Here is a 13,270-nt window from a genome sequence, read left to right on the forward strand (position 1 = left end):
ATGTTAAACATTGGACCATTTTCATTTCATTCTAGACTTTTATTAGGAACAGGGAAATTCCCTGATTTTGATGTACAGCAAAAGGCAATTGATGTATCTGAGGCTGAGGTTTTAACGTTCGCAGTACGTCGTATGGATATATTTGATGCAAAGCAGCCTAATTTATTAGAGAAACTTGATGTGAAAAAATATACGTTATTACCGAATACAGCTGGAGCAAAAAATGCTGAAGAAGCTGTTCGTATTGCAAAATTAGCAAAAGCTTCGGGGCTTTGCGATATGATCAAAGTAGAAGTTATTGGTGATGATAGAACGTTATTACCTGATCCAGTAGAAACGTTAAAGGCATCTGAAATGTTACTAGAAGAAGGATTTATCGTACTTCCGTATACATCTGATGATGTTGTATTAGCACGTAAATTACAAGAACTAGGTGTGCATGCAATTATGCCAGGAGCATCACCAATCGGTTCAGGGCTTGGTATTGTAAATCCGTTAAATTTAAGCTTCATTATTGAACAAGCGACAGTACCAGTTATCGTTGACGCTGGTATCGGTAGCCCAGCTGATGCGGCATTTGCGATGGAATTAGGAGCGGATGGTGTGTTATTAAATACTGCTGTATCGGGAGCAAAAGATCCAATAAAAATGGCACAAGCAATGAAATTAAGTATTGAAGCAGGACGATTAGGATTTGAAGCGGGGCGTATTGCACGTAAGCGTTGTGCAACAGCAAGTAGTCCTTTAGAAGGAATGAGCGTAGTTGAATAATCGATATTCTCGCCAAGAATTATTTTCTCCAATTGGAGAAGAGGGGCAACGAAAGATAAGAGAAAAGCATGTACTCATTATCGGTGCAGGTGCATTAGGTAGTGCAAATGCAGAGATGTTTGTAAGAGCAGGTGTTGGCATAGTAACGATTGTTGACCGAGATTATGTCGATTGGAGTAATTTACAAAGGCAACAATTGTATGCAGAGAGCGATGTAGAGAATAACCTACCGAAGGCTGTAGCGGCAAAAAAGCGTCTAGAAGAAATTAATAGTGAAGTAAGAGTAAAAGCTCTCGTTCAAGATGTAACTGCTGAGGAATTAGAAGAACTCGTTACAAAGGTTGATGTAATGATTGATGCAACTGATAATTTTGAAACACGTTTTATTGTAAATGATATAGCGCAAAAGTATTCTATTCCATGGATTTACGGAGCATGTGTAGGGAGTTACGGCCTTTCTTACACAATTCTTCCTAGTAAAACGCCATGTTTATCTTGTTTATTACAATCGATTCCGCTTGGCGGAGCGACATGCGATACAGCGGGCATTATATCTCCTGCTGTATCTCTCGTCGTTTCTCATCAAGTAACGGAAGCTCTTAAACTGTTAGTGGAAGATTACGAGTCACTTCGAGATGGACTTGTATCGTTTGATGTATGGAAGAATGAATACTCATGTATGAATGTGCAAAAGCTTCGTAAGCATAATTGTCCTTCGTGTGGAGAGAATGCGATATACCCGTATTTAAATAAAGAAAATACATCGAAAACAGCAGTTTTATGCGGGAGAAATACAGTTCAAATTAGACCACCTCATAAAGAAGAAATGGATTTTGAACGATACAAAGAGCTGCTGAATGATCGTGTGAATGATTTAAATGTAAATCCATATTTATTATCATTTTCTGTGGAAGAAAAGAGATTAGTTGCTTTCAAAGATGGACGTGTACTTGTACATGGAACGAAAGATATAAGCGAAGCAAAAACGATTTATCATCGCTATTTTGGATAGAAAAGGATGAGTGGGATGAAAGTAAATAAAGCTTTAACAATTGCAGGATCTGATAGCGGCGGCGGTGCCGGCATTCAAGCAGATTTAAAAACATTCCAAGAGCTTGGTGTGTACGGGATGACGACTATTACGGCAATTACTGCTCAAAACACGCTTGGCGTTCAAGGGGTATATCCAGTTCCGTTAGAAGGCATTACGGAACAGCTGAATTCAATTGGTACGGATTTAACACCAGATGCTGTGAAATTAGGTATGTTATTTAGCAGTGAAATTATTCAAATTGTAGCAGAATATATTAATAAATTTGGCTGGAATAATATTGTGCTAGACCCTGTTATGATTGCTAAGGGCGGTGCATCATTATTACAACAAGAAGCAGTACAAGCATTAAAAGAATATTTGTTACCAGTAGCAACCGTTGTAACACCGAATGTTCCTGAGGCAGAAGTGTTAACTGGGATGGAGATTCATAATGTTGAAGATAGTAAGGAAGCTGCGAAAGTACTGCATGAATTAGGTGCGAAATACGTGCTTATGAAGGGTGGACATGCAGAATATCAAGGTAATGAGGTAATTGATTTACTCTTTGATGGTGAACAATTTATTGAATTTAGAAGTGAACGAATTCCTTCAAAGCAAACGCATGGAAGTGGGTGCACATTTGCTTCAGCGGTTACTGCAGGACTTGCGAAAGGATACTCGATTGAAGAGGCAGTTCAAGAAGCAAAACGATTTATTAGTATAGCAATTGAAGAGCCGTTGAATATTGGAAGTGGTCATGGGCCGACGAATCATTTTGCATATAATTTGAATAAAACGCAAGCATAGGTAAGTAAAAAGTCAGTTGTATAGCTGGCTTTTTTTGTTTACTTTTTCCAAATACAGGAGTAAGATATCAGCCAGAATACATTTTTTTGTAAACGCTGAGTCCAAATATAAGGAGCGGAGGAACCAATTTGTGCAGTGTCACTAGGGGTGAATCTTTCAATTTTGAAAGTAGGGCTACTCTCAAAGTCCGAATCCGACAGCTAACTTCGTAAGCGTCTTGAGAGAGGACGGTGCCATGATGGATACATCACTTCATCGATCTGATTAGTATAGGGGAATATCAATCTATGTTTGATTTCTTTTATGCTAAGGAGGATGAGGTACATGGAGCTAACACTTATTTGTGTTGGAGAAGAAAGCAAGGTAAATAGTTTAAGAGATTTAGTAGCATTTCAACATGAGTTAATTATTTTTACAGCAAATGAAGAGATAGCTGCTGAAGTTAGGAATTGTGGGTTTGATTGGACTTATAGCTGTAGTAAGGCGCAGGATTTTACTAGTATTTGTGAGTGTATTAAGAAGGTGATTTTACTAGGGGATGAGCTTCCAATCGTTAGCTTCTTCACAGAACACATTCGCTTTTCTTTTCAAGCACCTATTACTGTTGTTACAAGGAATAAACGATATCCAACGAGGCTCTATGAAACAATTGGAGCTACATTTGTCTTGTTTACGAATTGTGATAATATTTCTTTTTTATTTTTTGAATAGGGTGGAGGAAAAGAAGATGAAAGTGTTGTTACTAGGAGATATAGCGAATCGTTGGGCGGTATCAGTAGAGCGAGTTCAAGCATTGGTGGTGCTGGATCCTATTTTTCCAAGGCCCTATATCATATTGCCATCGAAAGACGCTTTATATTTAAAAACAGATGTTATCGAATATGAGCAGCTACATGCAGAATTGTCACAAGTTTATATTCGCGGGAGAAATTTACGTGCTTTTTTACGAGGAGAATAAATAGTGAAATAAAAAGAGCGAATGCTAAGTGCAACAAGCTATGCACTTTATGTCATTCGCTCTTTTTATTTCGTATTGAAAAGATCATTTCTGTGAAAATGAAAGAAAAGACGAGTAAATAGATGAAAGAATATTAATAACACTCAATGTAAGCGTTTAAATAGATGGATATTTTCTTATTTTCAGTAATTTAGCTCTTTACAAGTTAAATATAGAGGAGTATATTTACTCTCATAAATCATTCATAAAATTTCCAAAAAAACCTAAAATCGCTGAGTTCCAGAAATGGAGCGGGGGAACCAATTTTGTGCATCGTCACTTGGGGTGAATCTTTCAGTTTTGAAAGTAGGGCTACTCTTTAGGCCCGAATCCGACAGCTAACCTCGTAAGCGTTTAGAGAGGAGGTTTACTTTGTGTTGTTCATTTCGAACACTAAGTAGAGCTTAGTGTTCTTTTTTTGATCATTTAATGGTAAATTTTTACAAAAAGAGAGGGATAGCTATGTTAGATGTTGTAATGATCGGGATTTTTGTTGTGTTAGTCGCATCGATGGCAAGTCTTACAAGTTGGTCAGATAAAGTTGTGAAAGAAGGGAAGCAATCATGACGGTTGCCTTATCGGTTATTGTTGCAGCAATTACGGTGTACTTAGTGTATGCATTATTAAATCCAGAAAAGTTTTAATTAGGGGGAATCATTCATTATGATTTGGGTCGCAGTTGTTATTACAATGCTGTTGTTTATTCTTGTGGCAAAGCCAACGGGAATTTATTTAGAGAAAGCATTTCAAGGTAGTAAAAAGTTAGATAAAGTATTCGGGCCTTTTGAAAAACTTATTTTTAAAATTACGGGTGTAAAAGAATACAATCAAACGTGGAAACAGTACGCACTATCATTAGTTTTATTAAATGGATTTATGATTGTTGTCGTATATTTCATTTTCAGACTACAAGGGGTATTGCCATTAAATCCAGCACACATTGAAGGAATGGAGCCTACGCTCGCTTTTAATACAGCAATTAGTTTTATGGCTGATACAAACTTACAGCATTATAGCGGTGAAAATGGTTTATCTTATTTATCACAATTAATCGGAATTACATTTTTAATGTTTGCAGCACCGGCAACGACATTAGCACTCGTTATGGCATTTATAAGAGGGCTCGCTGGAAAAGAACTTGGTAACTTTTTCGTTGATTTTACGAGAGCACTAACGAGGGTTTTTCTTCCTATCGCATTTATTGCGGCGCTAGTCTTTGTCGCACTTGGTGTACCACAAACGTTAGACGGGGCCGTTACAGCACAAACGATTGATGGCGCGAAACAAAGTATATTACGTGGGCCAGTTGCATCATTCGTTTCCATTAAGGAACTTGGAAATAACGGCGGTGGATTTTTCGGAGCAAACTCTACGCATCCTTTTGAAAACCCAGGACAAATGAGTAATATTTTGCAAATGATGCTTATGATGTTATTGCCAACAGCACTTCCATTTACGTACGGACGAATGGTAGGAAATAAAAAACAAGGTCGTATTCTCTTCGTATCACTATTCATGGTGTTTCTACTAGGGTTTATAACGATTACGACATCTGAACTAAATGGAAATCCAGCGTTAAACGGAATGGGTATCGAGCATGTACAAGGAAGTACAGAAGGAAAAGAAGTACGATTTGGAACGGTATTTTCTTCCCTATACGCAACAGTGACGACAGCTGCTGAAACAGGAGCCGTTAATACGATGCATGATACGTTAACACCAATTGGCGGGTTAGTACCACTCGTAAATATGATGTTAAATACAGTGTATGGCGGCGTTGGAGCAGGCTTTGTGAACATTATTATGTATGCGATTATCGCAGTCTTTATATCTGGATTGATGGTTGGACGGACACCAGAGTTTTTAGGTAAGAAAATTGAAGGTAAGGAAATGAAATTAATTGCGGTAACGATACTATTTCATCCACTGCTTATTTTAGGGTTTTCAGCATTAGCTCTTTCAACAAGTTTAGGAACGGATGCCATTTCTCATTCTGGTTTCCATGGTTTAACGCAAGTGGTATATGAATACACATCGTCGGCTGCGAATAATGGATCTGGATTTGAAGGGTTAGCGGATAATACACCGTTTTGGAATATTACAACTGGCTTAGTTATGTTTTTAGGGCGCTATTTCAGTTTAATTACGATGCTAGCTGTTGCAGCTTCATTGAAAGAAAAGACGGTAGTACCAGAAACAGTCGGAACGTTCCGTACAGATAATAGTTTATTTGGCGGCATTTTCATCGGAACAATTGTAATTGTCGGTGCATTAACATTCTTCCCGATGTTAGTACTCGGCCCAATTGCAGAATTTCTTACATTGAAGTAATGGAGGGTAAATGATGAGACCGGTAGTAGTAAAAGAAAAGAGAGTAAATGAGTCACAAATACATGCTGTAGAAGATGAAGTTAGACAAGCAAAAACGATGGATCGTGATATCGTGACACATGCGATGAAACAATCCTTTGCGAAATTGAACCCGAAAGTCATGATAAAGAATCCGATTATGTTCGTTGTAGAAATTGGATTTATCATTACGTTCATTTTATCTTTTCTTCCAAGTCATTCTAGTAGTGTACCAGGATGGTTTAATATAACAGTTTCTCTCATTCTCTTGTTTACAGTTTTATTTGCTAACTTTGCAGAAGCGTTAGCGGAAGGGCGGGGGAAAGCGCAAGCTGATTCTTTAAAACAGTCGAAGAAAGATGTGTTTGCAAATGTTGTAAAAGAAAATGGAGACATTGTTCAAGTTTCGGCAACTGATCTGAGAAAAGATGACGTTGTTATTGTAAAACAAGGAGAAATGATTCCAAGTGATGGGGAAGTAATTAAAGGATTAGCGTCTGTTGATGAATCTGCGATTACAGGGGAATCAGCTCCTGTAATAAAAGAAGCGGGCGGTGATTTTTGTTCCGTAACAGGCGGAACGATGGTCGTAAGTGATGAGATTACAATTGTCATTACGAGTAATCCTGGTGAATCATTTATTGATAAAATGATTTCGTTAGTAGAAGGAGCTGCTCGTCAAAAAACGCCGAATGAAATTGCTTTAAATACAGTATTAACGAGTTTAACGCTTATTTTCTTAATCGTTGTTGTGACGTTGCCGATTTTTACAAACTATTTAGGATTTCAAATTGATACAGCTGTACTTGTAGCGTTGTTAGTTTGTTTAATTCCAACGACAATTGGTGGTTTATTATCAGCAATTGGTATTGCTGGGATGGACCGCGTGACAAAGTTCAATGTGTTAGCGATGTCGGGTAAAGCAGTAGAAGCTGCGGGTGATATTAATACAATCATTTTAGATAAAACAGGTACGATTACTTTCGGGAACCGAATGGCACATACATTGCTTCCTGTAGGAAATGAGACGATTGAGCAAGTAGGGAAATGGGCCGCGATTAGTTCAGTCTTAGATGAAACACCAGAAGGTCGATCAGTTATAGAATATGTAAAAACGAAAGCTATATCATATAATCGAGAAATTGCAGAGCAAGGTGAGTTTATCCCGTTCAAAGCAGAAACGAGAATGAGTGGTGTGGATTTACAGGACGGAACGAAAGTGAGAAAAGGTGCTGTAGGTAGCGTAATTGAATGGGTTAGGTCACAAGGTGGAACGATTCCGAAAGATGTAAATCAAAAAGCAGATTCCATTTCCAAAGAGGGCGGGACACCACTTGTAGTTGCAGTGGATAATCGTATTTACGGTTTAATTTATTTAAAGGATACAGTAAAGCCAGGTATGCGTGAGCGTTTTGAACAATTGCGCCAAATGGGGATTAAAACGGTTATGTGTACAGGTGATAACCCGTTAACAGCAGCAACGATTGCAAAAGAAGCAGGGGTAGATGAGTTTGTTGCTGAGTGTAAGCCAGAAGATAAAATTGCGGTTATTAAAGCAGAGCAAGATAAAGGGAAACTTGTAGCGATGACAGGTGATGGTACAAATGATGCGCCGGCATTAGCGCAGGCTGACGTTGGATTAGCGATGAATAGTGGTACGACAGCTGCGAAAGAAGCAGCGAATATGATTGATTTAGATTCGAACCCGACAAAAATTATTGAGGTTGTAGGGATTGGTAAGCAATTGTTAATGACGCGTGGTGCGTTAACGACGTTTAGTATTGCGAACGATATTGCAAAATATTTTGCAATCATTCCAGCGATGTTTACACTTGCGATTCCGCAAATGGAGGCATTAAACATTATGAAACTAACATCACCACTGTCAGCGATTTTATCAGCATTACTATTTAATGCAGTTATTATTCCATTACTCATTCCATTGGCGATGAAAGGTATCGCATATAAACCAATGAGTTCGAATGCACTACTTGGCCGAAACCTACTTATTTATGGACTTGGCGGAGTGATTGTACCATTCATTGGAATTAAAGTAATTGATATAATTGTCGGCTTGTTCATATAAGGAAGAGGGGAAAAAGATGGCGAAGAAACAAAGTATACTATCACCAATTATCCGTATTACTTTTACATTTTTAGTGTTGTGCGGGCTTGTATATCCGCTTATTGTTACTGGTATTGCACAAGCAGTAATGAAGGATAATGCGGATGGAAGTTTAATATATAATGATAAAAATGAAGTGATTGGTTCTAAATTAATTGGCCAAAATTTTACAGATCCACGTTATTTTCATGGGCGTGTTTCTAGTATTGAATATAAGGCAGAAGCATCTGGTTCAAATAACTATGCACCGTCTAATCCAGATTTAGAGAAACGAGTAGAGAAAAGTATTGAAGAGTGGAAGAAACAAAACCCAACTGTTCCAGTTACAGAAGTGCCGATCGATTTAGTGACAAATTCAGGTTCAGGGCTTGATCCTGATATTAGTCCGAAGGCAGCTTCTGTACAGGTAGAGCGTATCTCAAAAATAACGAAAGTTCCAAAAGAAACGTTAGATCAATTGATTAAAGATCAAACGGAAGGTGCGGCACTTGGCTTATTTGGGGAGAGCCGCGTAAATGTTTTAAAGTTAAATTTAGAATTACAGAAACTACTGAAATAGTAACAGTGCTACCTCAATCTAACGGATTGAGGTAGTGTTGTTTCGAAAGAAAGGTTGTGAGTGTTTTGTATGCGGATGACTATAAACCAACGTTTCAAAGGCGAACACCAGAAGAGTATTTAGAATATATTCGTCAGCAAAACCGCGGGAAGTTAAAGCTATATGTAGGGGCGGCTCCAGGAGTAGGGAAAAGTTATAAAATGCTACTTGATGCTAGAGAGATGAAAAAGGATGGTATTGATATTGTAATTGGTTTAATTGAAACACATGGGAGGGAAGAGACAGAAGAAGCGATTGCTGATTTAGAAAAAGTCCCTTTAAAAGAAATAGATTATAAAGGAAAGGGATTTTATGAGCTTGATGTGGAAGGAATCATAAAGCGGGCACCACAAATTGTTGTTGTGGATGAACTTGCGCATAGTAATATTCCCGGATCGAAAAATAAGAAACGTTACATGGATGTGCAGGAATTGTTAGATGCCGGTATATCTGTATTATCAGCATTTAATATTCAACATTTAGAAAGTGTTCATGACATTGTAGCTCAAATTACAAATGTAAAAGTAAGAGAGCGTATTCCAGATTTTATTTTGCAAAAAGCAAATGAAATTCAACTTGTTGATGCAACACCTGAGGTACTCCGGAAGAGATTAATCGATGGAAAGATATATAAGGAAGAAAAAATTCAACAAAGCTTACAAAACTTCTTTACGCTTAATAATTTAGGGGCACTCAGAGAATTATCCCTTCGGGAAGTGGCAGATGATATGGACGAGAAAATTAGCCAAACCGTTATAGAACCGATTGGTGTAAAAGAAAAAATTCTCGTTTGTGTACAATACAGTTCAACAGCAGAGAAATTAATACGGAGAGGTTGGCGTATGGCGGATCGCTTAAACGCTGAATTGTATGTATTAAATGTTGAAAGGGAAAATATAGAGTCCCTTTCAGCAGGGAAAAAGCAAACGATTGAAGAGTGGAAGTTGCTAACGAATCAATTTGATGCGAGTTTTGTTTTAGAAGAAGCAAAAGGAAGAAAGCCAGCGGATGTTATTATTGAAGTCGCGAAAAGACTACAAGTAACGCAAATTTTACTCGGACAATCAGCAAGAACAAGGTGGGAAGAAATTCGAAAAGGTTCAATTGTAAATGAAATTATGAGAGAAACGAAGTATATTGATATTCATATCGTTGCAGATCAAAGAGTTTAGAATAGAGACCATCTATAGGTCTCTATTTTGCTTTTTGTACAGCCTGAAAACGTAGCATTTTCATTGCGCATAAAATGATAAATAGAAATGTAATTGCACCTAGGAAGAAAATCCAAAAGTAATTTTGATTAAATACAAGAAAGCCACCTACAAGTGGCCCTGTGCCCATACCGAGATAGCGTATGAAGTTATACATACCGATGGCTGTTGCGCGTTCTTGTACGAATTCTTCCGTTAATAAAGTAGTGTGAGTTGGCATAGAAAGTCCCATACTAAAACCGTATAAAGATGTAACGATAATGATGAATGAGATATTGATGCTATATGTGAAAGAGAATAAAGTGACACATATAATATTGAAGAAACTAGTGATGAATAAAGCTTGCTTTGTTGTGAGGCATTTTTGCAAAAGCTTGTAGCAATAACTTCCTAACATAATAGAAAGGGACATCGGTACAAATATAAGACCAATTTTACTTGCAGTTAAGTGAAATGAATTTGTTAAAATGCTTGGTAAAAAAACGAGGAAGCAAAAGTAAATACAAAATTGAATGAAGCCAATAAGAGTAATAGAAAATCCAGTTTTATTTTTTAAGATAAACCAGTAACTCTTTTTTGCTTGCGGTTGCTTAATTACAGTTGGTTTTGTTTCTGGAAGTAGTGAAATGTTTATAATTAATAAGAGAATGCCAAGTGTAGATAAAAATAAAAATACGTATAAATGGCCATTTATACTGCCGAGATAACCACCTATAAGAGGGCCAATTGCAGGTGCGAGAGCAAGTAACATTTGATACAGGCTCATCGCTTCTCCGCGTTCTTTTCCTTCAAATAAATCACCGATAATCGTTGCTGCAACTACAGGGATAGCTGCTATTCCTATAGCTTGAACAGCCCTAAAAAATAGAAATAAATAAATGTTCGCCGAAAAAGCACATCCGATTGAACCAATTGTACTAATGATTAAACTAGGGATAAGGACAGATTTTCTCCCTTTTGTATCAATTAAAGGTCCATATATGAGCTGCATAATTGCAAGAACGAATGTGAATAGTGAGACTGTTACATTTATTAGATAAAGAGAAGTGTGAAAAGAAGCTTGAATCATAGGCAAGATAGGCGTGTAAATATTTTGAGCGAAGGAACCGAGTAAGGCACTCATACAGACAACGTATAAAATGAAATGTAGTTTGGATTTTTTCATTATGTTAACCTCCTTGTAATTTAGTTTCCTTGGAAACTAAATTTATTTTAACATGTTTTTCTCACTTGTAAATATGAAAAAATGATTTTAAAATGGTATATAGTTAAATTGTTTCTTTGGAAACTTAGGGGGCGAACGGATTGGAACGTACAATGAAACAAATGGAAATAATTTCGGACATTCGTACACTTTTGCATAAAAAAGAAGAACATTTGAAAGGGCAAAATGAGAAGTTTCTTCGTGAGACAGGTATAAGTGGTATGTCTTTATCTGAATTACATGTGATCGAGTGTATCGGAAAAAATGCTCTGATGAATGTAACTGCTATTACGACAGAAATGGGAATGACAAAGGGTGCAATCTCTAAAATTTGTACAAAGTTGTTTCAAAAGCAATTCGTTGAGAAGATGCAAATGTTAGATAATCAAAAAGAAATTTTCTTTCGCTTAACGGAAAGCGGAAATGAAATATATAAAGCTCATGATAAATTGCATAAACAAGCTGAAGAAAAGTGGCTGCTACTGTTAGATGGATATACGGAAGAAGAGCAAAATTTTATTCAAAGGTTTATAAAGGATGTCTCCAAACATCTGGAAATATAATTGGAAGAAAAAACTCCTTTATTTCAAGCCTTTTGAATATAATTTCTAAAAAAACTCATATATAATAGAGAAAGATACTTAACATAGTGAACAATTAAAGAGTCAATATATAAAGAGGAGAGAATAACATGCTTGAAAATACGGGATTAGTATTAGAAGGCGGCGGTATGCGTGGTGTATATACGGGCGGGATATTAGAATATTTTATGGAACAAGATTTATATTTTCCATATGTAATTGGTGTGTCAGCCGGTGCTTGTCATGCAGCGTCGTATCTTTCCAGACAAAGAAATAGAAATAAAACAGTAAATATTGATTATGCATCACACCCACAATATTTATCGTATAAAAATTTATGGAGAAAACGCCAATTGTTTGATATGGAGTTCATTTTTCATGAAATTCCAGAAAAACATGTCCCGTTTGACTTTGAAACATATTTTAATAGTCCAGAGCGTTTCCTTGTAGGCACAACAGATTGTGAAACAGGACAGTCTGTTTATTTTGAAAAAGAGGGAACGAATGATGATGCACTAAATTTATTACAAGCATCTAGTTCATTACCTTTCATTGCACCTGTAGTAAATTACCGTGGTAAGCAGTTATTAGATGGCGGGATTTCGGATCCGATTCCAGTTCGTAAAGCGCAAGAAGATGGATTTAAAAAATCAGTCGTTATTTTAACGAGAAATCAAGGTTATGCTAAGAAAAAGTCAAAGTTTGGATGGGTGGCAGCGAAAGCTTATAAAAAATATCCGAAACTTGTTAATACGATGTTGAATCGTTATGAAGTATATAATGAAACACTTCACTACATTGAAAAAGAAGAGCAAGCTGGGAACTTATTTGTTATTCGTCCAGAAGTACAGCTTCAAGTAGATCGTATGGAAAAAGATACGGCAAAACTACAAAACCTATATGAGCAAGGCTATGAAGATGCAAAGAGACAGTTTGCAAATTTACAGTCGTTTTTACAAAAATAAGTATTAGGCTGTGGAGAAGAGTTTCTCCGCAGCCTTTTTATATTGCTTTTAAAAAGATGTATTAATGTTTAAGTGTTTAAAGAGTTTGTAAAACATCGGGTTTCTTATTGAGGAGAATTTATTTGAAGGATATTATGATGATGTAGCGCTACTAAACTATTAAATTTATGAGGTGATTGTTAATGAAAGGAAAAGTTTTTTCAATTACGACTTTAGTAATATTAGCAACATCAATCTCAACAAGTGCATTCTATCCAACTCTAAGCGGTCACAAAAGCGGTAACCTACTATCTTACAGAGCTCAAACTACTACGAATCAAAATGCATCTCGTTGTTCAGTAGCAATTTCTTTTATTAAATCAAATGGAAATAATTCATATATTGAAAGCGCTTCGGACAAATTAGGATCCCATGAATCTGGAAGAGCATTAAACGCAACTGTGAGTAATGGTGCATATAACGCCTTTGGTGCAAAAGGACTATACTCTGAGCATTATGCTAATGAGAATAATGACTATCAAGAAGATACACACAAAGGTACTTTTGATAGTAATGGTAACTTACGATTACAGTGGTAAAAAGCATTAAACAGTTGTCTTAATAAATATTTGCATAAGGAGAAGGGGATG

15 protein-coding genes and 2 riboswitches are annotated in these 13,270 nt (G+C 36.7%); of the genes, 14 read left to right on the forward strand and 1 reads right to left on the reverse strand.

The window, feature by feature from the left end; genetic code table 11:
• From thiG to kdpDN, 11 genes are all read left to right on the forward strand, one after another.
• Complete coding sequence (gene thiG, locus MKX31_RS02120) at positions 1–771, forward strand: thiazole synthase (protein ID WP_000931995.1); 771 nt, start codon at positions 1–3, stop codon at positions 769–771.
• Positions 764–1,783 carry a thiazole biosynthesis adenylyltransferase ThiF gene (gene thiF / locus MKX31_RS02125; protein WP_064473923.1) on the forward strand — a complete coding sequence of 340 codons (1,020 nt, stop codon included), beginning with the start codon at positions 764–766 and terminating at the stop codon, positions 1,781–1,783. The genes thiG and thiF overlap by 8 nt, the downstream gene beginning before the upstream one ends.
• 6 nt (positions 1,784–1,789) lie before the next feature.
• Positions 1,790–2,611 carry a bifunctional hydroxymethylpyrimidine kinase/phosphomethylpyrimidine kinase gene (gene thiD, locus MKX31_RS02130; protein ID WP_098111380.1) on the forward strand — a complete coding sequence of 274 codons (822 nt, stop codon included), beginning with the start codon at positions 1,790–1,792 and terminating at the stop codon, positions 2,609–2,611.
• A gap of 83 nt (positions 2,612–2,694) precedes the next feature.
• Positions 2,695–2,842, forward strand: a riboswitch (cyclic di-AMP (ydaO/yuaA leader).
• A 93-nt stretch (positions 2,843–2,935) separates the two neighbouring features.
• Positions 2,936–3,322, forward strand: a complete 387-nt coding sequence (locus MKX31_RS02135) for a hypothetical protein (protein WP_340979822.1) — start codon at positions 2,936–2,938, stop codon at positions 3,320–3,322.
• A 16-nt stretch (positions 3,323–3,338) separates the two neighbouring features.
• Positions 3,339–3,569, forward strand: coding sequence for a hypothetical protein (locus MKX31_RS02140; RefSeq protein WP_064473920.1), 231 nt, complete (start codon positions 3,339–3,341; stop codon positions 3,567–3,569).
• Between the two features lie 260 nt (positions 3,570–3,829).
• Positions 3,830–3,975, forward strand: a riboswitch (cyclic di-AMP (ydaO/yuaA leader).
• 95 nt (positions 3,976–4,070) lie between these two features.
• Positions 4,071–4,175, forward strand: a complete 105-nt coding sequence (locus tag MKX31_RS02145) for a hypothetical protein (protein WP_000887890.1) — start codon at positions 4,071–4,073, stop codon at positions 4,173–4,175.
• Positions 4,172–4,252 (forward strand): K(+)-transporting ATPase subunit F, encoded by an 81-nt coding sequence (kdpF, locus tag MKX31_RS02150; RefSeq protein ID WP_000214976.1) that lies wholly within the window; start codon positions 4,172–4,174, stop codon positions 4,250–4,252. Before MKX31_RS02145 ends, kdpF begins: the two co-directional genes overlap by 4 nt.
• A 19-nt stretch (positions 4,253–4,271) precedes the next feature.
• The gene (kdpA, locus tag MKX31_RS02155) at positions 4,272–5,939 is read left to right on the forward strand and encodes a potassium-transporting ATPase subunit KdpA (protein WP_064473919.1); all 1,668 of its coding nucleotides are present in this window, start codon (positions 4,272–4,274) and stop codon (positions 5,937–5,939) included.
• Between the two features lie 13 nt (positions 5,940–5,952).
• A complete protein-coding gene (gene kdpB / locus MKX31_RS02160; RefSeq protein WP_064473918.1) occupies positions 5,953–8,043 on the forward strand; it encodes a potassium-transporting ATPase subunit KdpB in 2,091 nt (696 codons plus the stop codon).
• A 16-nt stretch (positions 8,044–8,059) separates the two neighbouring features.
• Positions 8,060–8,641 (forward strand): K(+)-transporting ATPase subunit C, encoded by a 582-nt coding sequence (gene kdpC / locus MKX31_RS02165; RefSeq protein ID WP_088047978.1) that lies wholly within the window; start codon positions 8,060–8,062, stop codon positions 8,639–8,641.
• A gap of 56 nt (positions 8,642–8,697) precedes the next feature.
• Positions 8,698–9,852 (forward strand): KdpD-like non-kinase potassium sensor, encoded by a 1,155-nt coding sequence (gene kdpDN, locus MKX31_RS02170; protein ID WP_081257071.1) that lies wholly within the window; start codon positions 8,698–8,700, stop codon positions 9,850–9,852.
• A gap of 22 nt (positions 9,853–9,874) precedes the next feature.
• On the opposite strand, the gene MKX31_RS02175 is transcribed toward kdpDN, so the two are convergent.
• On the reverse strand, positions 9,875–11,056 hold the full coding sequence (locus MKX31_RS02175) for an MFS transporter (protein WP_088047977.1): 1,182 nt from the start codon (positions 11,054–11,056) through the stop codon (positions 9,875–9,877).
• Positions 11,057–11,208: 152 nt separating this feature from the next.
• Here MKX31_RS02175 and MKX31_RS02180 point away from each other — a divergent pair, with 152 nt between their 5' ends.
• From MKX31_RS02180 to MKX31_RS02190, 3 genes are all read left to right on the forward strand, one after another.
• The gene (locus MKX31_RS02180; protein ID WP_370458114.1) at positions 11,209–11,658 is read left to right on the forward strand and encodes a MarR family transcriptional regulator; all 450 of its coding nucleotides are present in this window, start codon (positions 11,209–11,211) and stop codon (positions 11,656–11,658) included.
• Positions 11,659–11,786: 128 nt separating this feature from the next.
• Positions 11,787–12,641: a patatin-like phospholipase family protein gene (locus MKX31_RS02185; RefSeq protein ID WP_000892705.1), complete on the forward strand. Its 855-nt coding sequence runs from the start codon at positions 11,787–11,789 to the stop codon at positions 12,639–12,641.
• Positions 12,642–12,823: 182 nt separating this feature from the next.
• Positions 12,824–13,219, forward strand: coding sequence for a hypothetical protein (locus tag MKX31_RS02190; RefSeq protein ID WP_064473913.1), 396 nt, complete (start codon positions 12,824–12,826; stop codon positions 13,217–13,219).
• Positions 13,220–13,270: the final 51 nt, after the last annotated feature.

Source organism: Bacillus sp. FSL M8-0063 (assembly GCF_038005545.1).
Classification (GTDB): domain Bacteria; phylum Bacillota; class Bacilli; order Bacillales; family Bacillaceae_G; genus Bacillus_A; species Bacillus_A wiedmannii.